The organism is Peribacillus psychrosaccharolyticus ATCC 23296, assembly GCF_000305495.1.
Taxonomy (GTDB): domain Bacteria; phylum Bacillota; class Bacilli; order Bacillales; family DSM-1321; genus Peribacillus; species Peribacillus psychrosaccharolyticus.
In genome coordinates, this window is sequence record NZ_AJTN02000206.1 from 1 (window position 1) to 25160 (window position 25160).

Genomic DNA, 25160 nt, shown 5'->3' on the forward strand with positions numbered 1-25160 from the left:
ATGATTCTGGAGAATACGGAGAGAAGATTGCCACCCAATTACAAGAAAACTTACCGTTTAAAGAAATACAGACGGATGTAACAAATAAACAAGCGTTAAAAGATTTAAATAAAAATGATTTAGCTTTAGTCGTACACATCCCGAAAACATTCTCTGCGGATATGCAAAACGGCGAAACGTCATCAAGTATCGACTTTACTATTAATGAAGCAGGGGCAACGGTTGTCTCTTCTTCAATGACCTCAATCGTTGCGGAAATTAACAATCAGTTGAGTGCCCAATTTTCTCAACAAACAGCTCAGGGCGTGTTGATGAATTTTAATTTACCAGAAGACAAAGCTGCTGACATGGCAAAACAAATCGAAACAGCTTATGCAGGAAATGTAGTGACTATCAATGAAGTACCAGATGGTATGCATAACAATATGCTGCCGATGTTCTTAACGATGGCAGGATATGTTGGGGCCATGATCGGCGCGATGCAATTAGTAGCCTCATTTAGACAAAGCCGTGGAAAAGCGAGCAAGGCACGTTTATTCATGTATGTGCAATTGACAGCGATATTGATTGCCGTCGTATCGTCATTCGTTGCGTTAGGCATAACTTATTTAGTGAATGATCCAAGCGGGGACCTATTCTTTAGTACGTTAGGTCAACAGATCCTCAATTATATGGTATGTTTCAATTTCACAGCTATTTTGATTTTCTTAGTTGGTGATGGCGGTATGGTTTTAAACATTCCCATTTTATTAACACAAACCATTGCAAATGGTGCCACGATTACACGTGATATGATGTATGCACCATATGAATGGATGAGCTACATCTCACCAATGTACTACTCAGTACAGGCATACTATGCAAATCTTTATAGCAGTATTAGCCCAAGCCCATATCTTTGGTCCATGGTTGCTGTCGGTCTAGGTGCGATGCTCATCAATATTCTCATCGTTGCATTTGTTCACAAAAAAGTGCCCTTAAAGATTCAAGCAACTGAAACGGAAGCTGCTTAAATGGTGGATATTTTGTTATAATAAGGGTAATTCTTCTTGAAGGAGCGTAAAGAATGTCCATACAAGTTTTTATATTGTGCAAACTGATAGAAGGTAACAATTATCCTTATAAAATAAAAAAACAGCTTTCAGAGCCGATTCCATTTGATAAATTGGGTGGATTAACAGAAAGTAAACTCTACTATCATTTTGATTCATTAGTGAAACAAGGGTTAATTGAGACAGTAGAAGTAATAAAAGAAGAACATCGACCAGATAAACAAGTGTTTGGGATTACGGCTAAAGGTCGTGAAGATTTACCTAAAAAGATCTACAAGTTGCTAGAAAATGCTGGTTCTATTAGTGATATGATTGTAGGCATAGCTTATATCAAGCATGTGGATCGTGATAAGGTCGTCGAAATACTAGAAAAAAATTTAAAAGAATTCATAACTCGCCGAGAACATATTATGGATTTTGAAATCCAGGTAGATAAAGATAAAGAAAAACTCATAAAATACTTGGATGGCTATTATTCAACTAGAGCAGAGCACACCATTTTTTGGCTTAAAGAGTTAATTAAACAGATTCAACAGAAGGAAATATAAAAATCCTATGTATTCAACCTTTTAATACAAGAAACCACCTCCTTTCAATTTAGACTGAAAGGAGGTGGTTTTTTGTCGTAGAGTTTTTAGGGTCGAATATTTTGCTTAAAAGGCCGAATGAATGGAAGAATGGGCAGAATAAAGGTTGGATAGGGCTGAAAGTTCTCTAGTTTGGTCCAAAAGATTGTTTAGTAAGCTCGTTTAAATGGTAGGTAGATGATTAATATGTTAATCTCCGCAGATTAAAGTAAACTAGATCAAAATATGCTTGTTTTACATCCGATTGAGGTTAATTATACTCAAATGTAATCATACTTAGGCTGATGATGGTTTTCTAAAGGAACGTTGGAATGAACAGGATGGCATAGTGGCAGAATAATGTGGAGTTATGGTGAAACTGAGGAGATTTATCGATTTATCAAGCATTATAAATTGCTGAAATCATATGAATTTTCAGGTGATTTTCGAATGCATCTGGGTCAGATTTTTTTGTGGTAAATAATTATCTTATGATGTATTATAGTTCTCAGGTATTTATTATTCCGATTTATTCAATCGGAATTAGGAGGATGAGAGATGGTTGGTTATGTGTTATTGAATATTGCTATTATGATTGTTCTTTTAGCGGTTTTGTTCTATATGAATACAAAACACGTTTCGTTTACGAAAAGAGTATTTACGGCATTAGGATTAGGGATTTTATTTGGTCTTCTCTTACAGTATTTTTATGAACCTAATTCAGATGCCATTGTTCAATCGGCTGATTGGTTTAACATAGTTGGATCAGGATACGTTAAGTTCCTGCAAATGATTGTTATGCCGCTTGTCTTTATTTCGATTTTGTCAGCATTTACTCGATTGAAATTAACGAGTAATATCGGTAAAATTAGCTTCCTGATTATCGGTATATTAATTGTTACAACTGGGATTGCAGCTGCTATAGGGATTACGGCTGCTACCGTATTTGACTTAGAAGCTGTTCAAATTGAACAGGGTGATGCAGAAGTAAGTCGTGGAGATGAAATTACGGAATCTTACGGCACGATCCAAGAAAAAACGATGCCGCAGCAAATTATAGAATTAATTCCTGCTAATCCATTCCTAGATTTAACAGGAGCGCGCCCGACCTCAACTATTTCTGTTGTTATTTTTGCAGCCTTCTTGGGAATCGCCTATTTAGGTGTTAAAAGAAAGCAACCAGAACAAGCTGAATTTTTCGCGAAGATTGTAGACACGTTACACAGTGTTATTATGCGAGTCGTTACATTAATTCTACGTTTGACACCATATGGAATCTTAGCCATTATGACGAAGACTGTTGCAACAAGTGATCTAGATGCCATTCTAAAATTAGGAAAATTTGTGGGTGCTTCTTATGTCGCCTTGCTGATTATGTTCGCCATTCATCTATTATTGCTGTTGGCAGCTGGATTAAATCCGTTGACATACGTCAGAAAAGCTTTTCCAGTCCTATCTTTCGCTTTCACCGCACGTACTAGTGCTGGAGCGTTGCCATTAAACATACAAACGCAGAAACAATTAGGGGTGTCTGAGGGGATTGCCAACTTTGCTGGTTCATTTGGACTTTCAATTGGTCAGAATGGCTGTGCAGGTATTTACCCAGCGATGCTTGCTGTGATGATTGCCCCAACGGTTGGAATCAATCCATTGACCCCATCTTTTATTGCAACATTAATTATCATTGTAGCGATCAGTTCATTTGGGGTTGCAGGAGTTGGCGGAGGAGCAACATTTGCAGCGATTTTAGTATTATCTGCAATGAACTTACCGGTCGCCTTAGCGGGTCTGCTAATCTCAGTTGAACCGTTGATTGATATGGGAAGAACAGCTTTAAATGTCAGCGGAAGTATGACTTCGGGAATCTTGACAAGTAAAGTAACAGGTGATTTAGATAAAGAGATGTACAGCGATGGTTCATTAAAAGCTGAAGCTGATATGTAAGAATCTAAATAAAACGCTGTCGAGAATATGTCTCGGCAGCGTTTTTTGTTTTAATTCCAACTTCATCCAGCGGAAACTTACTCCGTTTTCTTATCCTGTGCTGCCGCCTTATCTACACTTGCCTCAGCTAAAATATAAATGGCTACTGATGCGAAGTTGGTTATGATTGCCGTGATTTGAGCAATTTGATTATCCCCAAAGTTAAAGGCCATTAGAAGGGAACCAATAAAAGCGGCAATGAGTACCCAGAATTTTCGTGAAGTTAGTTTTTTTACGATTTGTTCTTTAGTCATTATTCATCACCTTCCATACTGATAATTTATGATGATGTTTCATAATGGCTTGTACATTTTAATTAGGAAACAAGATAAGTATATCGTCCACTTTCACTTAACATATTTTTTTCAGCAAGCGTACAAGCAATGGTATCTTGTCCTCATACTCTATATTGAGGTGATTATTTTGGTAAAAATATATATTGATTCAGGACACGGAGGCTCAGATCCAGGGGCAGTGGGAAATGGGTTGAAGGAAAAAAATCTGACTTTACAAATTTCAACGAGAATAAAAGAAATTCTCAGTAAAGAATATCAGGATGTTTCTATCAAAATGAGTAGAACGGGAGATACGTACCCATCTTTATCTGATAGAACCAACCAAGCCAATGCATGGGGTGCTGATTTTTTCCTTTCGATCCATATTAACTCAGGGGGCGGAACAGGTTTTGAAAGTTATATATATCCTAGTTCAGGAACGCCTGCGACTACGTATCAATCTGCAATCCACTCTGAAGTAATGAAGTTGGTTAACTTTACGGACCGTGGAAAGAAAACGGCCAATTTTCATGTGTTGAGAAAATCGACAATGCCGGCTCTTTTAACGGAAAATGGTTTCATCGATTCTAGCAGTGATGCATCTAAGTTAAAAACAACCTCATTCATTGAAGCCCTTGCCAGAGGACATGTTAATGGGTTAGTAAAGGCATTTGCTTTAAAAAAAGTACAAGAGCACGAGAACATTGAAGAAAAGACGTTTCATACGGTGGTTAAAGGAGATACTTTCTACTCCATTGCAAAAGATTACGATACAACTGTGGCTCGTCTAGAAGTATTGAATTCAACTATTGATCCAACAGCTCTTCCCATCGGTAAGAAACTAATCGTACATGTCATAGAAACAATTTATTATATAGTGAAAAAAGGAGATACGGTTTCCGCACTTGCTGAAGAGTATGGAAGCAGTATTAATCAGATAAAGGCTTGGAATAATCTTGACAGCAACTATACAATCCAAATTGGTAAAAGGTTACGAGTAAAATAAAGCGAAGAAATCTGAGAGAAAAAATATTATATTTTATATTTAATAAATAATCGACAAAAATCGACATCGAGGGTATAATGACTTGAAGGTAATTCTTGCAGGAGTTGCTTTCTTTTTACTCATGTGCAGTCAGACGCCCCTAAAACGTCTGGCTGTTTTTATACTCAACCATCGACACCGCTCATAAATGGAGCAGGTGTTTTTTTTTAGTTTATTTCTCCTGATTATTAACGGTTTTTATGATTTACATGAAAAAATAAGCATATATTCTTTGTACTACGAGAAACAAAGATATGGGGTGGAGAGATGGTTGAGGATATAAGGATATTATCTCCATGTGGAATGTTAGGCTATGGATTTCCAATTGAATCATTTATGAACGGGATAAAAGAAAATCCCCATGGGATTATTGTGGATGCAGGATCGACAGATGCAGGTCCTCATAAACTAGGAGCTGGAGTATCGATTGTAAGTAGACGGGCGGCTAAAAAGGATTTGGAAGTCATTATCACAAATGGGACAGTCAATAAAATCCCTATTATTATTGGATCTGCCGGCGGGGCAGGTGCGAAAAAGCATGTTGATTGGACGTTAGATATCATTGATCAAATATGTCAAGAACATACTATTTCGGCTAAAGTAGCGGTTATCTGGGGGGATATACCGAACGACAGGGTGATGATGGCTAATGATTTGGGAAAAGTTACTCCATTAAGTCCCAATATTAAGCCTTTGACAAATGAAACTATTAGGGAAACTAATGGTATCGTTGCTCAAATGGGGCATGAACCGATACTTGAAGCTTTAGAGAACGGTGCTGATCTCATTGTTTGTGGAAGAGCTTATGATCCTGCTCCTTTTGCTGCTTTAGGGATCTTTCACAAAAAGGATCCTGGTCTAGCCTATCATCTTGGGAAAATCTTAGAATGCGGCGCATTATGTGCGGAACCTGGCACTACCAAGGACTGTATTATGGGAACATTAAAGGATGATTGTTTTACTGTTAAGTCTCTAAATCCGAACAGAAAATGTACGTCAATTAGCGTTGCTGCTCATACGTTTTATGAGAAAGAGCATCCTTATATTCTTCATGGTCCTGGTTTTACCTTGAATTTAAAGAATTGTCGTTATAAAGAGTATGATGGAGTGGTTGAAGTGTCGAACAGTCAATACATTCCAACTAAACCCTATTTAATTAAGCTTGAGGGAGCAAGGCAAGCGGCATATCGGACGGTTGTTATTGCCGGGATAAGGGATCCTATTTTGATTAATCATATAGAAGGAATAGAAAAGGAAGTTAGAGCACAAGTTCAAAGATACTATGATGAAATCCCTATAGAAGACTACAGCATTCGATTTTATAATTATGGAATAAATGCAGTTCTTGGCGAAAAAGAAAAAGAAAGGTTTACGGGCCACGAAATTGGTGTTTTACTTGAAGTAACTGGTAATTCGCAAGAAACTGCAAACAGTATTTGTGCAACTGCGCGGTCAACTTTACTGCATTATGGATTGGAAAACAGAAAATCTACTGCAGGGAACCTTGCCTTTCCATTTGCTCCAAGTGATATTGAATTTGGACCTGTCTATGAATTTTCCGTTTATCATTTGATGGAAGTGGATGTAAGCCCTTTCAAGATTGAGTACAGACAGGTGAACAAATGAGAACTTTATATGAGCTTGCTAAAGTTTTAAGAAGCAAAAATTCAGGTCCGTTTGAACTCACTCTGGATATTTTATTTGACAGCATCGAGAATTATCAGTTGGTAAAGGATTCAGGAAAGATCTCAGTGAAAGCAATTTGTGATTTGTATAATCTATCAAAGGAGGAAGTCAGACATTTAGTTTTTTATGATCAGGCGTTAGGAGTGAAAATTACGATTTTACGAGATATCCCTTCCGGCTCCATTGGGGATCGAGATGTATACGGAGCACAGCAGCATGCACCATTGATGAATATTCGCTTTTGAAAAAAGTGAAAGATTAACGACCAGATAGATAAAGGGGAGCACTTCTTATGAGAGAAAAGCGGTTATGGTTTCAGATAAAAAGAGATTGGGTCTTATACGCTATGTTGCTGCCAGCGTTACTGTACTTTTCTATTTTCCATGTGATTCCTCTAATTGGTATGAAGCTGGCTTTTCAAGATTATCGGATAATCGGCGACAACGTATGGGTGGGACTGAAACATTTTAACGTGTTATTTAGTTCTCCAGCTTTTTTAGACGTTTTAAAAAATACGATTATTATTAGTTCCATGAAAGTGATTTTTTTCTTCCCAGTTCCAATTATTCTTTCACTTATTATTAACGAGGTGAGAAACGGTCCTTTTCGAAAATATGTTCAATCAGTCATCTATTTACCTCATTTTCTATCATGGGTGGTCATTACTGGTGTATGGATTAGTTTACTAAGCCCGGTGGATGGCGGAATTAATGTCATTCGGAATTTCTTTCAATTACCTTCTTTAGATTATATGACAAGTAAAGACCATATTCGATGGGTATTGGTAATCTCAGAAACTTGGCGTAGTGCCGGATGGGATTCCATCATCTATTTGGCGGCCATTATGAAAATAAGTCCTGGTTTATATGAAGCGGCTAAAATGGATGGGGCGACGAGTCTTCAGCAAATGCGATATATCACCATACCTGAACTATTAAGTACGGTGGTAACCGTGTTTATACTTAACCTAGGCTTTTTTATGAATGCAGGTTTTGACCAAGTTTTTAATATGATTAATGACTCAGTCATCAGTGTAATCGACATTCTTGATACGTACGTATACCGAATTGGAATCTTGAATGGTCAATATGCCTATGCAACAGCAGCTAGTTTGTTCAAAGGCGTTATTGGGGTTGTTTTAATTCTCAGTACTCATTTTATCTCGAAAAAAGTTAGCGGAAAAGGGGTGTGGTGATAATGAGAATGCTGAAAAAACTAACTTGGACGACAGCTATTATCTACGGAATTCTCTTTCTCATTTCACTATCTATCCTTATTCCAATCTTAAATCTACTAGCCATGTCATTTTCAGATCCTTTAAGAGTTCATGAGTTGAAGGGGCTGGATATATTTCCAAAAGGATTTTCATTAATCAATTACGAAGTGTTATTTTCAAATCCACTGATTGTCAGAAGTATTTTTAACAGTTTGTTCATCACTGCTGCTGGTACGGCGTTAAATCTATTTTTAACCGCGATGGCTGCCTATGTATTAGCAAGGACGAACTTTGTGGGGAAACGCTTAGTGATTATTTTTTTAATTGTCATCATGGTCTTTGAACCAGGCTTAATTCCCGAATATCTGCTAGTTAAGGATCTAGGATTATTGGATTCCTATTTATCACTTATTTTATACAAAGCAATCAATGTTTTTTACTTATTTATTTTAATGAGATTTTTTGAGGATGTCCCGGATAGTATTTTGGAAGCGGCAAGAATAGATGGTGCAGGTCATTTTAAAATTTTTACAAAAATTATGCTGCCACTGTCGAAGCCCGGTCTAGCTACCTTAGGATTATTTTATGCCATTTATCACTGGAACGAGTATTTTCGAGCAACCATTTATTTAACTGATCCTAATAAATGGCCGCTTCAAGTGGTCCTTAGGCAGTTTGTTGTCGAGCGGGATAATACATCATTACTTGGTGCACAAAATGTTCTCTCTTATGAACAAGTGGCAGCGTTAGACTTTGGTTCCCTTCAGGCTGGGACGATTATCATTTCAATGGTACCATTATTGATATTTTATCCAATCATTCTTAAATATTACGCTAAGGGTGCACTCGAGGGTGGAGTAAAGGATTAATTGTTATACATTACTTTTGCAAGATTAAAAGAGGGGGATTTATTTTGAAAAAATTAGCCTTATTCATGTTCACACTATTATTGATACTTTCGATGGCTGCATGTTCAGATAAAACAGCAAAAGAAAACGAACACGATTCAGGAGGAACTAAAACGATCAGGGTAGTGTACAAAGATGAAGGGCCCTCCAACCCAGTGGCTAAAACCTATTACGCTAACCTAGAAAAGGCTCTGAAAAAGGATGAAAAGTTAGATGTTAAATTTGAACTGGTAGAAATGCCGCAGGGAACCTATTCTGAAAAATTAAATTTGCTGCTTCTCAGCGGAGATATTCCTGATTTAATTTATTTTCAAGGCGGCGATCAGCAAATGGTTGAACAGCAATTATTAGAAGATCTAACACCATATATTGAGAAATCTACTTATATTAAAGAAATATTGGGGACACATAATCTGGAAAGAATGAAGAATTATCCTTATTTATTATGGATTAAGCCATTGGATTCTAAAACTCCCGTTATCCGGAAAGATTGGCTGGAGCAGACGGCAAGTTCAAAAGAATTAATGGAAAATCCAACAGTAGATAACTACTATACGTTCTTCAAGGAACTCGTGGCTCAATCGTCTGAAGGCAAGCCTAAATATGCCATTACCACTGCAGGGGATATTGGGGAGCTTGATTATCTATTTGAAATGGCCTTTGGGATTAACCAAACCTGGTTAAAAAATGGCACAGAATATGAATATTCCAAAGTATCAACAAAAGAAAAAGAGAAACTTGCTTTTTACAATAAGTTATATAAGGAAGGTCTGCTTGATCCGCAATATTTAACGAAGCAATGGGATACCAAAGAAAAAGCGTTTTATGATGGTGAAACAGCGGTGATCGTAGGAACGAATGGTAAAGTGGTTGATATTTATAATGGGAAAATGAAACAGGTAAATGGCGATAATGCTGAAGTTTCCGTTCTACCCCCAGCAAAAGGTGAATTTCAAGGATATGCCCCGACTGATATTACCAAAGAATCACGCGGGTTAGCTATTTCATCTCAGTCCAAAAACAAGGATACGGTGTTCAAAATTCTAGATTACCTTGCAAGTCCTAAAGGTCAAATGTTTGATCGAATTGGCTTCGAAGGGGAGCACTACCAAGTAACTGATTCAGGCATCGAACTAAACGAGAAATATTATAATGAGTGGTATGCACGATACTGGGAGCCGGAAGAGTTCACAACTGAAAAGCCGCTGAAAACCCCATTATTAAGTGAACCTGCTGAAAAATCTAGAGAACTTGCGAACGAATTTTACAGTGAGGATAATCTTTTTCTTATTCCAGAGGAACTCGTGTCTAAATGGGACGCGATGGAAAATCTCTACAAAGAATATGCCACGGATATTATTACAGGTAAACAGCCGATTGGGAATTTCGATAAGTTTGTCAGTGAGTGGAAGAAGGCAGGCGGCGATGAAGTAACTGAGTATGCGAATAAAAATATAAAATAAAGGAGTTCTATGGATGCCCTCATTTCAGGAAAAAGTCAGCGGGGTGATTTATTCAACCGCGCTTGGCGATGCATTAGGTGCTCCTATTGAAAAGTTAAGTTACCAGGAGATTAAAGACCGATATGGCCGTGTGGAATCACTTAAGACAGAGTGGTATAAAACAAATACCCAGGAGACAATGGGGAAGAAGCGCGGAAATGGAATTACAACAGATGATACCCTATTGACAATCGTTTTAATAAACCTTTTTATAAAGGAAAAAAGGCACCTAGATGCATATGATATGGGGAATGGTTTTGTTAAGAGGATAGCCTTTGAACCGACCTATATTCCTGAGTTCGATAAAAAAGCGATGATTATCGATCGGTTGTTTTATCCTGAAAAATATATCTTTATCCGTCATGTCCTGGCTAATTGTGAACCAAGAGAAGGCGGACTTGGCAATATGGTTAATTGCGGTGCCGCTATGTATATTGCCCCATTCGGTATTGTGAATGCAGGAAATCCGAAAGCCGCCTATGATGAAGCAATATTATTTGCGATGGGACATCAAAACAGCTATGGATTAGAAGCAGCCGGTGTGTTAGCGGCATGCGTAGCTAAGGCATTTGAGCCTGATGTGACAGTCGATGATATTATTGAAACCGCTCTTATGCTGGCGAAGGATGGTACCAGGAAGGCCGTTGAAGAGCTGACGGGTGCAGCAAGAGAACTCAAAGCTCGTGCAGCTGGCATGGATGAAGTAATGGAAGTGTTCAAAGGTATTCTTGCTGTCTATTCGCCTATGAAGGATGATGTTAAACGTACCAGTGAGAAGCTGGGTATCCCTGCGAACCACTATACACCCAGCAGATTATTTTCTATTGAAGAACTGCCAATTGCACTTGCCTTTATTGTATTAAATAACGGGGAGTACTACCAATCCATCTACGATGGGGTGAATTCAGGAAGAGATACTGATTCAATCGGTGTCATGATTGGGGTTATCCTTGGGGCAATGTACGGAGATTCAGTAATAAAGAAAACTGATAAACAGCTGCTTGAAACGATAAACAAAACGAATTACAAAGAGGTAGCTGAGCAATTTGCTTCTGTCGCTGAAAGCATAATTAAGAAAGACATTTTAATGAATGAAAAAAGAAGAAAACTGTTTTAAGGCTGCTGCAGATGTGCACAGGAGGGATTTTATGATTCCTGAGAGATATTTAGAAAAGTTATATGCGGGTGTACTGGGTATGAACAGCGGAATTAGACTAGGTGCCCCTCTTGAACCATTAGAGTGGACGGCAGAAAGAATCCAACAGGTGCACGGCGATATAAAAGGCTATGTAAAAGACTATAAGACGTTTTCAGCAGATGATGATGCAAATGGTCCGATTTTTTTTATCAGATCATTATATGACGAAGCGAAGGGTAGGGAGATCGAGGCGGAGGATGTAGGGAAGACCTGGATGAATTATTGCCGTGAAGGAATCGGAATGATTTGGTGGGGCGGAGAAGATATAAGTACAGAGCATCGAGCGTTCACAAACCTTCAGAAAGGGATTAAAGCTCCGCAGTCTGGTTCGGCCAAGGTGAATGGTGTGGTCATGGCTGAACAAATTGGCGGACAAATTTTTATTGACAGCTGGGGGTTAATCTTTCCTACTGCTATAGAAAAAGCGGCACATTATGCTGAAGTTGCCGCAAGTGTTTCACATGATTTGAATGGTCTATATGGAGCGAGATTTATGGCAGCCTGTATTTCCAACGCTTTCTCCGCCCAGTCTATAAAAGAAGTTCTTCAAACCGGATTAAGTATGATTCCAAGTGATTCGACTTATGCGAAAATGGTTAGAGCAGTGATCAGCTTTCACCACAAAAACCCGGCTAATTTCCGGCTATGCCGTCAATATTTAGAAGAGTTCTGGGGGTATGATAAATACCCTGGAATATGTCATATTATCCCGAATGCGGCGGTATGTGTGTTAGCGCTCCTATATGGAGAAGGAGATTTTTCAAAGACGATAGAAATAGCAGTAATGTGCGGGTGGGATACGGATTGTAATGCGGGAACGGTTGGAACGATAACAGGGGTCCTAACCGGTCTTGAAGGAATCCCGGAGCATTATCGAAAACCTATTAATGATTCTATTGTTGCTTCAAGTGTTTCTGGCTATTTAAATATTGTTGACCTGCCGACATTTACACAGGAATTGGCGTTGCTGGGTTACCAAATGGCAGGCATAGAACCACCAGAAGAAGTGAAAGAATCGATTAAGCAGGGTGATGTCTTTTTTAATTTTCACTTACCAGGTTCGACGCATGGGTTTAAAACAGATAATCCCTTTAAAGCGTTTCTTCGTCATAATAAACAAGTCGGCGAAGGATCCTTAGAAGTGATTTTCGATAGAATGGTTGAAGGTGATGTGAGTAAGGTATTTTATAAACCTTTTTATCGCAGACAGGACTTCAATGATGAAAAATATAAACCAACATTTGCACCTAAAGCCTATTCAGGTCAAACGGTTTCCGTAGACTTTTTCTTAGATCAATGGCAAGGTGCAGGACTTGTTGTTACCCCGTATGTACGGATCACGGATAATCAAGAATGTTTGTACCTAACCAAATGTGAACTGAATAATCAAACTTGGAATCATGTTGATTTTCGTATTCCAGATACAGACGGCTCGTTAATTGATGAAGTGGGGTATAGAATTGAAAGTTCTTCAACTCTTACCTGTCGAGCGATAGGGGCCCTATATGTGGATAACTTTCATATAACAGGTCAGGTAGATTATTCGATTGCTTTTTCGAAGCAATTCGAGGAATTTGGTTCCTTGACTCCATTTGCACATAACAAGGGGAAATGGAAATTGGATGGACAGACGATGAAGTACTCTGCTTCTGAAGACTGCTCCAGTTATACAGGTAACTACTATACGAAAGATGCAGTTATTGAAGCAGTAATTACGCCTATAGTGGGTATAAGTCATAAACTGATTTTTAGAGCTGAGGGCATCCAGCGTCAATATTTAATTGGATTTGATGGCAGTAACCAGGTTTCATTTATAAAAAAGGATTTTGGGTATGAACGGTTAATTACTGTCCCCTTTGAATGGAAGCATCATCAAGCCTATGTATATAAGGTTGAATACCATGAAAATAAAATCTGCTTTTATATCGATGAAGAGAAACTAATTGAACACAATGATTCAAGGTTTTCGAAAGGAATGTTCGGATTTGGCTGTCTCGAAAAAGGAGAAGCAGTGATTTCTTCATTCAAAATTAAAGAAGTGGGGTAAGGTTGGATATGGAAATGAGGCAGAGATAACTCTGTCTTATTTCTTAGAAACGATAAAGGAGTTGCCAAATTTGAGTAAAAAAATTGGGTTTGCTTTTTTGATTGTCATGATCATCATTTCTGCCATCTTTACTTCTGATTTTACCGTTTACGCAAAAGACCACGGAAAAAGCATGACTGTGGTAAATAAACTAACTTCGTCTCAACTTAGGCATGATTCTACTCAAAATAATGATCAGCTTACTTATAAAGTCTATCTTCCGAAAGGATACGACACGAACCGTAAAAAAGCCTACCCGGTTATCTATTTACTACATGGAAGCAATGGCAATGAAAACAGTTATGATGATTTTTGGAAAACGCTTGATAAGATGATTCAAAAAAAGACAATAGAACCAGTGATTGCAATCGTTCCTTCAACGGGTAACAGCTATTGGGTGGACTCAGAGAAATATGGTCACTATGAATCTGCTGTCATTAAAGACCTCATTCCAACTATAGATAAAAAATACCATACAATCGCAAACCGTTCAGGAAGATTTCTTACGGGATATTCTATGGGCGGGTATGGGGCGCTCAGGTATTCCTTGGTTTATCCAGAACTCTTTTCAGGTACCGTTTTATTAAGCCCTGCTATTCAACAACAAGAACCTCCAGAAACATCAGGAGCAGTACAAAGAGGGAGCTTTGGAGACCCATTTGACTTGAACCTATGGAATGCCAAAAATTATCCAACTGCGATTGATTCATATATTTTACAGTCATATAGGGTCTCTATCTATATTGCAACTGGTGATGATGATTGGAATCATCTGAGTGAAAAAGAAGAATTACCATCCGATGCAGCTAAATATAATTTAGAAGTTCAAGCCATCCAACTTTATCAGGAGCTACATCGGAAAAATCTCTTTCAAGTAGATTTTCCGAAATGGGGAGATGTCCCATCAAACCCAGCGGAACTTCGAATCATGAATGGCGGACATGGAAAAGAGGTATGGCTTCAAGGTTTTGAAGAAGGAGTAAAGTATTTATTCGACAAAAAAGAAAGAAAGTCTTATTCTCCAGCTTACGATCTAAAACAATATCAGTCTAAAAAGAAAGGGAAGGTTACGACAGAAACATTTACAGCATCAAGTCTTGTTAACGACTCTACTCCAGGGCTGGACCAATTAACGTATAACAGGTACCTGCCTCCAGGATATAATAAGAAAAATAAGTATCCAGTGGTTTACTTGCTGCACGGAAGCACTGGAAATGAAGAAAGCTGGAATTCATTTTGGCCAATCATTGATAAAATGATAGAACAGAAGAAGACGCGTCCATTTATTGCGATTGCGCCGATAACTGGGAATAGCTATTGGGTCAATTCACGTAAATATGGAGCAGTTGAGTCAGCCATTATCAACGACCTAATCCCTAAAATTGACAAGGAACATAGTACGATAGCATCTAGGGGAGGTAGAGGTTTAATCGGTTTTTCTATGGGCGGGTATGGAGCCTTACGTTATTCGCTCAATTACCCTGACTTGTTTGCTGGTACGACTTTACTTAGCCCTGCCATTCAAGATAAGGATGCCCCAGCTACTTCGGGTGCTGTAGAAAGAGGATCATTTGGAGAGCCCTTTGATTCGAAAATCTGGGACGAACTAAATTACCCAGCAGCACTAAAAAAATATAGTAAACAACCCAATCAGGTTCCCATGTATATCGTAACTGGAGATGATGATTGGAACCATTTAAGCGAGCAAGAAGATTTACCGAAGGATGCAAACAAATATAATATGGAAGTGCAGGCAGTCAATCTATATCAAGCTCTTCACCGCTCAAACCTTTACAATAAAGACTTTGAAAAGTGGGCAGATGTTCCGGGGAGTCCAGCAGAATTACGAATTTTAAATGGAGGACATGGGATGTCAGTTTGGGCAGAGGGGTTTGAGAAGGGGTTACAATATATGTTTACTAATGGCTTAGGAAAAACCAATTAAGAAAAATAACAGCCTTGACTTCCTCTCTTAAACCGTTTTTGATTAACTAAAGGGGGAAAGAGATGTGCATAGCCTAACCATCATAGACAGCATTAAAACAGAATACAATACTTTATTTGTGAAAATAAAGGGATATGATTCGAACGGCAACCGACCCTTCGAAGGAGAAGTGAAATTTATCGGAGGAAGACCATACGGGGATTTACTTCATCACAAGAGATCAAGCTTATCACCAGAGTGCCGGGAATATGTGATCGAAAAATTAATGAGTAAATATTTACGAGAAGAATTTTAAAAAGAGTAGGCATTAGAAAAGGTTAGAACTTCTTATGTCTACTCTTTTTAATTTATAGAGAAATACCTTTTTTAAAATTTTTTAGAACTACTCTCAAATGGGAGAATAAAGAAACCATTATTTACAGATTGTAATGATTATTTAGTAGCAAAAAATAAATAGAGTATATAAGGTATATATGGATAAATAGACCTGTTTTCTACTGATGGAAGGAATAATTAAAGATAGTAAAATAAGAAAAAATAACTAAATTATATTTTCAGAATAATTGTAGTCGACATTAACCGACAGGATATGTTATTATATGTTTGAAAGATCGTAATTCTATTGCTGGAATTGCTTTCTTTTTGTTCATGTGCAGCCTAACTCGCTCAAACGGGTTTGGCTGCATTTTTTTTGGAAAAAAATAAACCCTTTTTAAGGGTTTATTGAAAACTTAGTCTTGTCGTGACCTTGCATACATTTTTGCTGCCCTTTTATCTGCTTTTTTTTCATTAACTACGAGTATCGCGTGGATCACACCAGGTATCCAGAAAAAGATACACAGAATAAAATTGAGTACGGCTTGTACAGGCTTACCTGACAATAAAACAGCAACAGGCGGTAAAAGAATGGCAAGTAAATACATCATTAAATTTTTCCTCCTATCCAATGTAACTAGATCTATCGGGATTGTGTATGCGTCAATTGTATCATAAAGAACTTTGGAAATTAGAGTTTATAAAAATTACCGTAAATAGGAACGTAGCCTCATTTTTTATTTCTTTCATACGTCTAATAACTTAGGTATTTGGAAATAAATAATTGTAAACGCTTTAAAAATAATGAAGCAAGGGAAATGGTAGACATGAATAATAATAAAAGACAATCTAAAGTTGGTGAAGGAAGTAAAAACCATTCATGTGTTAATTGTAAAAAATCCACAATTACAGCACGATCATTGTATTGTATAGATCACTTTGAAGCATTTTTAGAAACGGACAAAGTAACGGCGGGAAACTAGTTATCCCCATAAAGAAAGCAGCCAGAATGGATGCTGGCTGCTTTTTCTAGATGAATGGAAAAGAAAACCTCAATTTCTTACTGAAATTGGGTTTTTTCTTGTGGGAATTTCTTGGTCATTGGATGCGAATCGCGTTAAAATCACTTATTCAGAAATGACATTTACAATTAATGTATATTTCCATTTCAATTGGCTTGCCATTTTTATCGGGCACGGTCCTTTCCATTTTTGCATTGATTCTTTTTCAGAATTATCATGCCCGGGCTAATCGAATCGAAGCTCCCCATAATTGTTGAAGCGCAAAAAATCCCCCATCTATAGAATGGGGGATTTTTTGCGAAAAATGCACAAGATCATCCTTGAATCAGATTGAGAAATTTACGTGTGCGCGCTTCTTTCGGACTGGTGAAAATTTGGTCGGGTGTTCCCCGTTCCATTATTTTTCCTTCATCCATGAAGATGACCTCGTCGGCGACCTCGCGAGCGAAACGCATTTCATGAGTAACAACGATCATTGTCATGCCTTCTTCTTTTGCCAAGTCTTTCATTACCTTCAGCACGTCTCCAACTAATTCAGGATCCAGGGCAGAGGTGGGTTCGTCGAACAGCATGACCTTCGGCTCCATGGCCAGGGCCCTTGCAATGCCGACACGCTGCTGCTGTCCGCCGGACAATTGAAAAGGGTAAAAATCGATTTTTTCACCTAATCCAACCTTTGTCAGCAGAGCTGTCGCCGTTTCTTTCGCTTGATGTTTCGCTATATTCTTCACAATGATAGGACCTTCCATTACATTTTCCAGGGCCGTTTTGTGAGGGAAGAGATTATAGCTTTGGAATACCATCCCTGTCAAACTGCGGAAAGAGGTAATCGATTTTTTCTTGACCGGCTTATTGAAGTCCATCACCGTTTGATCGATCTCGATCGTCCCGTCCGTAGGCACCTCAAGGAGATTCAAACACCGAAGAAAGGTTGTTTTACCTGAACCAGAAGGCCCGATCAGTACGATGACTTTCCCTTGCTCCACTTCCAAATCGATGCCCCTTAATACATCAAGGTCACCAAACGATTTATGAAGATTCTTAATGTTGATCATGTTAAAATCCCCTTTAACTGCTGTGGTTCTCATTTTGCTACATAGCGATTAAGCTTGTTCTCGATACTTCCTTGAATGAAAGATAAAATCGTACACAAAATCCAATATAGGGCAGCGGCTTCGATGTAGAGTAATAGAAATTCATAGTTTTTTGCAGCGATCTCTTGTGCTTTGCGGAATAATTCCGTTACAAGGATCAGTGATGCAAGCGATGTATCCTTTAAAAGGCTGATGAACGTATTTGAAAGCGGGGGAATGGATACACGAGCCGCTTGCGGCAAGATGATACGTTTCAAAGCTTGGGTATATGTCATTCCAATTGAATAGCCCGCCTCCCATTGCCCTTTTGGTATCGATAAAATAGATGCACGGATAATTTCCGAAGCGTATGCTCCAACGCTTAGTGAGAATCCGATGATAGCCGATATAAAAGGACTGATGGTGACGCCTAGGTTCGGCAGCCCATAAAAGATAATGAATAATTGCACAAGTAATGGTGTCCCACGGATGATTGACACATATACTCGTGCAATTATTTGAAATATTTTAATGGAAGATAATCGAGCCAACGCTGTAAGAACTGCGAGAATAAGACCAAGAACGAATGTAATCAAAGTTAGTGGAATTGTATTTTTAATAGCTCCCTCTATCATTGGATAGAGGGAGGTTTGCGCGATGGAAACAAGGTGGTTCATACGCTCAGGGTCGTTGAAAATATTACTTAGGAGAAACATCTTCACCGAACCATTTATCTGAAATCTTAGCGTACGTGCCGTCGTCTTTCATCGCTTTTAATGCTTTGTTTACTTCATCCACTAATTTGCCGCTGTCTTTTCTGAACATTAAACCACTTGCAGCTCCGTTTTCTTCCTCATCGGCCACTTTAATTGGCGCATCTGGATGCTGCTTTTTATAATCAAGGAACGACAATTTGTCATTGATCGTGGCATCCACCCGTTTGGAACCAATAAGCTGAACACTTTGGGAGAACCCTTCGATGCCGGTAACTTTAGCTCCATGGGATTCGGCCAGGTCATTGTAGTTGCTCGTTAAGGATTGTGCCGAAGTTTTACCTTTTAGGTCATGGAATGATTTAATATCATTATTATCCTTGTGTACAAGCAGTACGGCACCTGATTGAATATAGGCATCCGAGAAATCATATTTCTTTTGACGGTCTTCATTAATGCCCACTTGGTTTGCGATCATATCAAAACGTTTCGCATCCAACCCTGCAAACATGCCGTCCCATTGCGTTTCCTTGAATTCAGCTTTCACTCCAAGGCGTTTTGCCACTTCTTTAGCAATTTCAACGTCGAAGCCCGTTAATTTGTCCGAATCATCGTGAAATGTGAAAGGCGGATATGTACCTTCAGTTCCGACTGTTAATACGCCATCTTTTTTGACTTTATCGTATAGATTTTCTTGTGAAGAAGATTTATTGTCGGTATTGTTTGCCTCGTTTTTTGTATTTGAACCACAAGCGCTAAGTACAACCGTGAAAGCTAACAATAGGGATAAAAGTGCAACTATTTTTTTCATTTCGGTAGACCTCCTAGTAATCTGATAGGGATTGATACTTTGTGATCCTATACAAGAAAAGGAAAAAAGTCAATGAAAATAACTTATATCATTAGTGTGAATGAATCTTGATGAATTATACGGATTTTCACGCATTGAACCGAATACGATTGGGGAAGAAATGTTGCGTCGGCTACTAACATCATTTAATCATTTTATATTGCAGCTGCGATGCAGGTGCCTTTTTTTGTATTTCAGAAAGGTTGTCGACACATAGGGAAGTATTGGATGTGGGATATTATAAGAATCTAGTTTATGTAATTGGATGATTTACATAAACTAGATTCTTCCTGTATAGAAGTAGATGGAAATTCTGAAAAATCTCCATAAAAAAAGAGCGTATAAGCTCTTTTAATGAATGGTTCTATATAAGCCGATTACTTTACCGAGCAGAGTGACATTGCGAAGAATAATCGGTTCCATACTCGAGTTTTCCGGCTGTAAGCGAATATAGTCTTTTTCTTTGAAGAATCGTTTAACAGTTGCCTCATTTTCTTCGGTCATAGCAACGACAATATCTCCATTGTTTGCAGAACTTTGTTGTCTAACGATGACATAATCACCATCATGAATACCAGCTTCAATCATACTTTCCCCCATGATTTCTAGCATAAACACTTGATCATCATGCGCTACCATTGATTCTGGCAATGGAAAATATTCTTCAATGTTTTCAATGGCTGTAATAGGCATACCCGCAGTTACTTTACCAAGTAAAGGAACATTAATAACGTTGCTTTTAGGTATATTATTCATTTCTTCTTGACCGAGTATTTCTATGGCACGGGGCTTAGTTGGATCTCTTCGGATTAAGCCTTTACTTTCAAGACGGGAAAGATGACCATGAACCGTGGAGCTGGATGCTAAGCCGACAGCTTCTCCGATTTCTCTGACAGACGGCGGATATCCCTTGGAACGGACTTCATCTTTAATGAAATTTAAGATGTCTTGTTGGCGCTTTGATAGTTTAGTCATTTTGGCACCTCATTTGCTAATTTTTCTTACTATGATTATATCATGGCAAAATTAAAGATACAAACATAAGTTCTAATATTGCTTGACTAGAAACAAATGTTCGGTTTATAATCAAAGTAGATTAAACGAACAAACATTCGCTTTTGGAGGGATTCTCATGAAATCTTTATTTAAAAATTACACTTACACATTAATGCTGGCAGGAATGGTAGCAATTATTTCATTATTATTTTCCTTTAATATAAATCCGGAAAAATTGGATGGATATCTTTCTGTGACGTTAAAAGAAAACGATAACGTGACGACAATTGTTGATCAATACAATACTGGGGAATTGACAAAGCTGCAATTCATTGATTGGATAGAAGAGAATAATAGCGTTTATGCAAATACACTGGAACCGGGAGATACGATTGTGATTCCCGTATTGCAAAATCACAAGGTCATAAATGTGGCAAGCCGTGATTAAAATGAAATTTTTATATAAAAGAGGTTGGATGTCAGCATGAAAGCAGTTATTTATTGTCGGGTGAGCACAGAGAAAGAAAGCCAAGAAACCTCCCTGGCAAGGCAAGAAGAAGAGTTAGTCAAGATGGCTTCAAAATGGAATTTTGAAATAGCGGCCATTATTAAAGAACAGGCAAGCGGCTATGACTTAGATCGGGATGGGATTTTTGAAATGCTCGATCTATTTAAAGCTAAAGAAGCCGATACGCTGTTAATCCAGGATGAGACTCGGTTAGGCCGTGGAAATGCGAAAATAGCGCTGTTTCATGTTATAAATAAAGAATCAGTCAAAATTTTTTCGATGGCTCATGATGGGGAAATGGAATTGTCCGACTCGGATGCTATGGTCATTAAAATTGTAGGAATTGTTGAAGAATATCAAAGGAAGTTACATAATTTAAAAATTAAGCGCGGGATGCTGAGGGCGGTTGAAAAGGGGTATCGTCCACAGAAAAACCTTAGTAATAGAGGGAATATCGGCGGCCGAGAACGTAAAGAAGTACCAGTCGAAGAAATTGCCAAGCTTCGTGCAAATGGTCTGACTTTTGAAGAAATAGCGGCGACACTGCGTGGATTTGGACATAAGGTTTCTAAGGCAACGGTACATCGACGATTTTTAGAATTTGAAAAGCAGAAAGTAACCGAATCGGAATCGTAGAACTTGTATTTTTATGTTTCTTTATATAACATGGCAGTATCATTTATATAATAAAGGAGTACAATCATGTTATCAAAAGATAAAATGGCAAGGATTAATGAACTTTCAAGAAAGTCTAAAGATGCTGGTCTAACACAAGAAGAAGCAAAAGAGCAGACACAACTTAGAGGGGAATACCTTCAGACGTTTAGAAAGTCAATGGCAGATACCTTGGAGAATGTCACTGTTGTTGATCCTGAAGGTAATGACGTTACCCCAGAAAAATTAAAAATGATAAAAGAAAATAAAAATAAACTTCATTAATCTACTGATTTTACCTGTTACTAAATTTAAGGGATAGAATTAAATCAGCTGTAAAGGGATTACATTTTGAATGTAATTCTTTTTTTAGTTCATTCTATACTAGAATAAGTTTTTGAGAAGACGTACCGGAAGATATAATTCTTCATCAATTATTCACAATCCCCTTTTAGATCAAGGTAATATAGTTGTTTTTATTTAGTTTGCACTATAATATAAAGAGGAATATGAGAAAGAAAGGATGTTTACTTATGTCTAATTCTATAAATACACTTTCAATTAACACAATCCGTACACTTTCTATTGATGCTATTGAAAAAGCTAATTCTGGTCATCCAGGGATGCCGATGGGCGCCGCACCAATGGCATATACACTATGGACCCAATTTATGAACCATAATCCGAAAAACCCAAAGTGGTTTAACCGCGATCGCTTTGTATTGTCTGCTGGTCATGGTTCTATGCTTTTATACAGTCTATTACACCTAGCTGGATATGGTTTAACAATTGATGATTTAAAAAGTTTCCGCCAATGGGACAGCTTAACACCTGGACATCCTGAATTTGGTCACACAGCTGGTGTTGATGCAACAACAGGACCACTTGGTCAAGGGATTGCAATGGCAGTTGGTATGGCAATGGCAGAACGTCATTTGGCTGCTACTTATAATCGTGACTCATACAATGTTGTTGATCACTATACATATGGTATTTGTGGAGATGGCGATTTAATGGAAGGTGTTTCTGCTGAAGCAGCTTCACTCGCTGCTCACTTGAAATTAGGCCGTCTGGTAGTTCTATATGATTCAAATGATATTTCGTTAGATGGAGATCTGAATAAGTCTTTCAGTGAATCAGTTGAAGACCGGTTTAAAGCTTATGGCTGGCAATACCTGCGTGTTGAGGATGGCAATGATCTAACTGCGATTGCTGAAGCGCTAGAAGCCTCTAAAACAGATGAAACGCGTCCAACTCTTATTGAAGTGAAGACTGTAATTGGTTATGGTTCGCCAAACCGTTCTGGTAAATCAGCAGTTCATGGCGCACCGCTTGGTTCTGATGAATTGAAACTAACAAAAGATGCTTACAAATGGACATTTGAAAAAGATTTCCATGTACCAGAAGAAGTTTATGAACACTTCCAAAAGGCTTGTGTTGAAGCTGGAAGTAATAAAGAAACAGAGTGGAATACACTTTTCAGTGAATACAAAACGGCTTATCCAGAACTTGCTCAGCAATTAGAGGGAGCCATTAACAACGAACTTCCTGAAGGTTGGGATAAAGATATTCCAGTTTATGAAGAAGGAAAAAGTCTTGCATCTCGTGCTTCAAGCGGAGAAGTGTTAAATGGCATTTCAAAAAATCTTCCTAGTTTGTTCGGGGGGTCAGCTGACTTAGCTGGTTCAAATAATACGATGATCAAAGGTGCGGAAGACTTTACTCCTGCTGACTATTCTGGCCGTAATATCTGGTTTGGTGTTCGGGAATTTGCCATGGGTGCAGCTCTAAACGGAATGATGCTTCACGGAGGCGTGCATGCTTTTGGCGGAACGTTCTTCGTATTCTCAGACTACCTGCGTCCAGCTATTCGTCTTGCAGCCATTATGAAATTACCTGTAACGTATGTATTTACTCATGACAGTGTTGCAGTTGGTGAAGATGGTCCTACCCATGAGCCAGTTGAACAATTAGCAGCATTACGTGCTATGCCGGATTTAGGTGTTATTCGTCCAGCAGATGGTAATGAAGTAGCAGCAGCATGGAGAACAGCTATTGAGTCATCTGATCGTCCTACAGCGCTTATCCTTACTCGTCAAAACCTTCCAACACTTAAAAATACGGCTGAATTGGCGTATGAGGGTGTAAGAAAAGGTGGTTACATCGTATCTGCTTCTAAAAAAGAACAAGCTGATGTACTTTTAATCGCTACTGGTTCTGAAGTTAATCTTGCTGTTTCCGCACAAGCAAAATTAGCAGAAGAAAATATTGATGCAGCTGTTATCAGTATGCCGTCTTGGGATCGTTTTGAAGATCAGTCTAAAGAATACAAACAAAGTGTTATAAACCCAGCTGTTAAAAAACGTCTAGGTATTGAAATGGCTTCACCATTCGGATGGGATCGTTATACAGGAGATGAAGGTGAAATTCTTGCCATTAACCGTTTTGGTGCTTCTGCTCCAGGGAATAAAATTATGGAAGAATTTGGTTTCACTGTTGATAATGTAGTCTCACGCGTGAAAGCACTCGTTCAAGAATAAGTAAAAATATGGCTGACACCTTTATGGTGTCAGCTTTTATAATATAAAATGATTATTCGACAAAAATAGTAAGGGTTTCCTCCATGATTCAACATACCTTTTCATGACATGCTTATATAATAGTAAAAAGGAATGCAGGGAGGCAATTTTATGAGAAATTATCAGATCTATCTGATTGAAGATGAATTCGCCATGCATTATTACGGCAGAGAAAAATTGTTTTTCAATTTGTTTTTGGAATATATTAAATCAAATGGTTACCATAAAAGTATCTTGCAAAAACAAATCGAATACGTGACGAGAGACATACCATTTAGTAAATTGTCTAAGGCACTTTCTGAGAGAAGGAATCCGACGCATGATCATGTATCTGAAAATGAGGTGTATTATACCGAAACTAAAAATGGGACAAGTAAAGCAGCACTAGTAATCGGTAAAGATTATCTGCATTTAAAATCTGAAGGAACCTACGAAGCGGAAACTGAATTTTTTGAAAGTATTCGAAAATGTGAATCTGGGTTTTTAGCGTTAGATTTTGAAAACAAGCATTTTGGGTGGCTAAAACCCGTCAAAGAAAGAAAATTTGTCTAAAGATAGGGCATATTGGCTTGAAGTATTGTATAATAATCTTTGGTCTAGTACACTGTTTATAGACAACATGAAGGAGGAAAGATAGTATGTGGGTATACATTCTAGTTGGTGTCCTGGCATTACTTGCTGGGTTAGCACTCGGATTTTTCATAGCTCGTAAATACATGATGGACTATTTGAAAAAAAATCCGCCGATTAACGAACAAATGTTAAAAATGATGATGATGCAAATGGGAATGAAACCGTCCCAGAAGAAAATTAACCAAATGATGAGCGCTATGAGCAAACAGCAAACGAAATAAAACCTTACATAATAAGGTTTTGTTGAGATATGCCAGTTACTTTTAGTAAATATGAGATAATTAGAAACAGATAAAACCTTGAAGAGTGATTTTTTATCAAGTATTTATCCTATCTTAATCTTTCATCTTTTCAA

At 38.1% G+C, this 25160-nt stretch carries 25 protein-coding genes; 19 read left to right on the forward strand and 6 right to left on the reverse strand.

The window, feature by feature from the left end; translation table 11 throughout:
* The 3 genes from WYK_RS14225 to WYK_RS14235 all read left to right on the forward strand — a co-directional run.
* A partial coding sequence (locus WYK_RS14225) for a YhgE/Pip domain-containing protein (RefSeq protein WP_040375140.1) occupies positions 1-1013 on the forward strand: 1013 nt, incomplete at its 5' end.
* 53 nt (positions 1014-1066) lie between these two features.
* A complete protein-coding gene (locus tag WYK_RS14230; RefSeq protein ID WP_040375141.1) occupies positions 1067-1600 on the forward strand; it encodes a PadR family transcriptional regulator in 534 nt (177 codons plus the stop codon).
* Positions 1601-2176: 576 nt separating this feature from the next.
* On the forward strand, positions 2177-3562 hold the full coding sequence (locus tag WYK_RS14235) for an L-cystine transporter (RefSeq protein WP_040375142.1): 1386 nt from the start codon (positions 2177-2179) through the stop codon (positions 3560-3562).
* Between the two features lie 77 nt (positions 3563-3639).
* On the opposite strand, the gene WYK_RS14240 is transcribed toward WYK_RS14235, so the two are convergent.
* Complete coding sequence (locus WYK_RS14240; RefSeq protein ID WP_040375143.1) at positions 3640-3855, reverse strand: hypothetical protein; 216 nt, start codon at positions 3853-3855, stop codon at positions 3640-3642.
* A gap of 169 nt (positions 3856-4024) precedes the next feature.
* On the opposite strand from WYK_RS14240, the gene WYK_RS14245 reads away from it, so the two are divergent.
* The 10 genes from WYK_RS14245 (at position 4025) to WYK_RS14295 (ending at position 15757) form a co-directional block, all read left to right on the forward strand.
* On the forward strand, positions 4025-4882 hold the full coding sequence (locus WYK_RS14245) for an N-acetylmuramoyl-L-alanine amidase (RefSeq protein ID WP_040375144.1): 858 nt from the start codon (positions 4025-4027) through the stop codon (positions 4880-4882).
* A 306-nt stretch (positions 4883-5188) separates the two neighbouring features.
* Positions 5189-6547, forward strand: a complete 1359-nt coding sequence (locus WYK_RS14250; protein WP_040375145.1) for an acyclic terpene utilization AtuA family protein — start codon at positions 5189-5191, stop codon at positions 6545-6547.
* Positions 6544-6852: a DUF4387 domain-containing protein gene (locus WYK_RS14255; RefSeq protein WP_040375146.1), complete on the forward strand. Its 309-nt coding sequence runs from the start codon at positions 6544-6546 to the stop codon at positions 6850-6852. The genes WYK_RS14250 and WYK_RS14255 overlap by 4 nt, the downstream gene beginning before the upstream one ends.
* 47 nt (positions 6853-6899) lie before the next feature.
* Positions 6900-7802 carry an ABC transporter permease gene (locus tag WYK_RS14260; protein ID WP_040375147.1) on the forward strand — a complete coding sequence of 301 codons (903 nt, stop codon included), beginning with the start codon at positions 6900-6902 and terminating at the stop codon, positions 7800-7802.
* A gap of 11 nt (positions 7803-7813) precedes the next feature.
* Complete coding sequence (locus WYK_RS14265; RefSeq protein WP_040375181.1) at positions 7814-8692, forward strand: carbohydrate ABC transporter permease; 879 nt, start codon at positions 7814-7816, stop codon at positions 8690-8692.
* A gap of 44 nt (positions 8693-8736) precedes the next feature.
* Positions 8737-10194: an extracellular solute-binding protein gene (locus WYK_RS14270; RefSeq protein WP_040375148.1), complete on the forward strand. Its 1458-nt coding sequence runs from the start codon at positions 8737-8739 to the stop codon at positions 10192-10194.
* Between the two features lie 13 nt (positions 10195-10207).
* Complete coding sequence (locus WYK_RS14275) at positions 10208-11350, forward strand: ADP-ribosylglycohydrolase family protein (protein ID WP_040375149.1); 1143 nt, start codon at positions 10208-10210, stop codon at positions 11348-11350.
* 31 nt (positions 11351-11381) lie between these two features.
* Positions 11382-13478 (forward strand): ADP-ribosylglycohydrolase family protein, encoded by a 2097-nt coding sequence (locus WYK_RS14280; RefSeq protein ID WP_040375150.1) that lies wholly within the window; start codon positions 11382-11384, stop codon positions 13476-13478.
* A 70-nt stretch (positions 13479-13548) separates the two neighbouring features.
* Positions 13549-15462 carry an alpha/beta hydrolase gene (locus WYK_RS23340; protein WP_051387531.1) on the forward strand — a complete coding sequence of 638 codons (1914 nt, stop codon included), beginning with the start codon at positions 13549-13551 and terminating at the stop codon, positions 15460-15462.
* Between the two features lie 64 nt (positions 15463-15526).
* Positions 15527-15757 (forward strand): hypothetical protein, encoded by a 231-nt coding sequence (locus WYK_RS14295; protein ID WP_040375151.1) that lies wholly within the window; start codon positions 15527-15529, stop codon positions 15755-15757.
* A 436-nt stretch (positions 15758-16193) separates the two neighbouring features.
* Here the strand turns inward: WYK_RS14295 and WYK_RS14300 are convergent, their stop codons facing one another.
* The 5 genes from WYK_RS14300 to lexA form a co-directional block, all read right to left on the reverse strand.
* Complete coding sequence (locus WYK_RS14300) at positions 16194-16388, reverse strand: YqaE/Pmp3 family membrane protein (RefSeq protein ID WP_051387532.1); 195 nt, start codon at positions 16386-16388, stop codon at positions 16194-16196.
* A 725-nt stretch (positions 16389-17113) separates the two neighbouring features.
* Positions 17114-17854: an amino acid ABC transporter ATP-binding protein gene (locus tag WYK_RS14305; RefSeq protein WP_040375185.1), complete on the reverse strand. Its 741-nt coding sequence runs from the start codon at positions 17852-17854 to the stop codon at positions 17114-17116.
* 29 nt (positions 17855-17883) lie between these two features.
* Complete coding sequence (locus tag WYK_RS14310; protein WP_040375152.1) at positions 17884-18588, reverse strand: amino acid ABC transporter permease; 705 nt, start codon at positions 18586-18588, stop codon at positions 17884-17886.
* Positions 18572-19396: an amino acid ABC transporter substrate-binding protein gene (locus tag WYK_RS14315; protein WP_040375153.1), complete on the reverse strand. Its 825-nt coding sequence runs from the start codon at positions 19394-19396 to the stop codon at positions 18572-18574. Before WYK_RS14315 ends, WYK_RS14310 begins: the two co-directional genes overlap by 17 nt.
* A gap of 390 nt (positions 19397-19786) precedes the next feature.
* A complete protein-coding gene (lexA, locus tag WYK_RS14320; RefSeq protein ID WP_040375154.1) occupies positions 19787-20410 on the reverse strand; it encodes a transcriptional repressor LexA in 624 nt (207 codons plus the stop codon).
* 157 nt (positions 20411-20567) lie between these two features.
* On the opposite strand from lexA, the gene yneA reads away from it, so the two are divergent.
* The 6 genes from yneA to WYK_RS14350 all read left to right on the forward strand — a co-directional run bounded on the left by yneA (position 20568) and on the right by WYK_RS14350 (position 25026).
* On the forward strand, positions 20568-20879 hold the full coding sequence (yneA, locus tag WYK_RS14325) for a cell division suppressor protein YneA (protein ID WP_040375155.1): 312 nt from the start codon (positions 20568-20570) through the stop codon (positions 20877-20879).
* A gap of 36 nt (positions 20880-20915) precedes the next feature.
* Entirely contained in the window at positions 20916-21575 is a 660-nt protein-coding gene (locus WYK_RS14330; protein WP_040375156.1) for a YneB family resolvase-like protein, read from the forward strand.
* Between the two features lie 66 nt (positions 21576-21641).
* Positions 21642-21878 (forward strand): DUF896 domain-containing protein, encoded by a 237-nt coding sequence (locus WYK_RS14335; protein WP_040375157.1) that lies wholly within the window; start codon positions 21642-21644, stop codon positions 21876-21878.
* Positions 21879-22126: 248 nt separating this feature from the next.
* Entirely contained in the window at positions 22127-24133 is a 2007-nt protein-coding gene (gene tkt, locus WYK_RS14340; RefSeq protein ID WP_040375158.1) for a transketolase, read from the forward strand.
* A gap of 150 nt (positions 24134-24283) precedes the next feature.
* Positions 24284-24724, forward strand: coding sequence for a sporulation inhibitor of replication protein SirA (gene sirA / locus WYK_RS14345; RefSeq protein WP_040375159.1), 441 nt, complete (start codon positions 24284-24286; stop codon positions 24722-24724).
* Positions 24725-24810: 86 nt separating this feature from the next.
* The gene (locus WYK_RS14350) at positions 24811-25026 is read left to right on the forward strand and encodes a YneF family protein (protein WP_040375160.1); all 216 of its coding nucleotides are present in this window, start codon (positions 24811-24813) and stop codon (positions 25024-25026) included.
* Positions 25027-25160 lie beyond the last annotated feature (134 nt).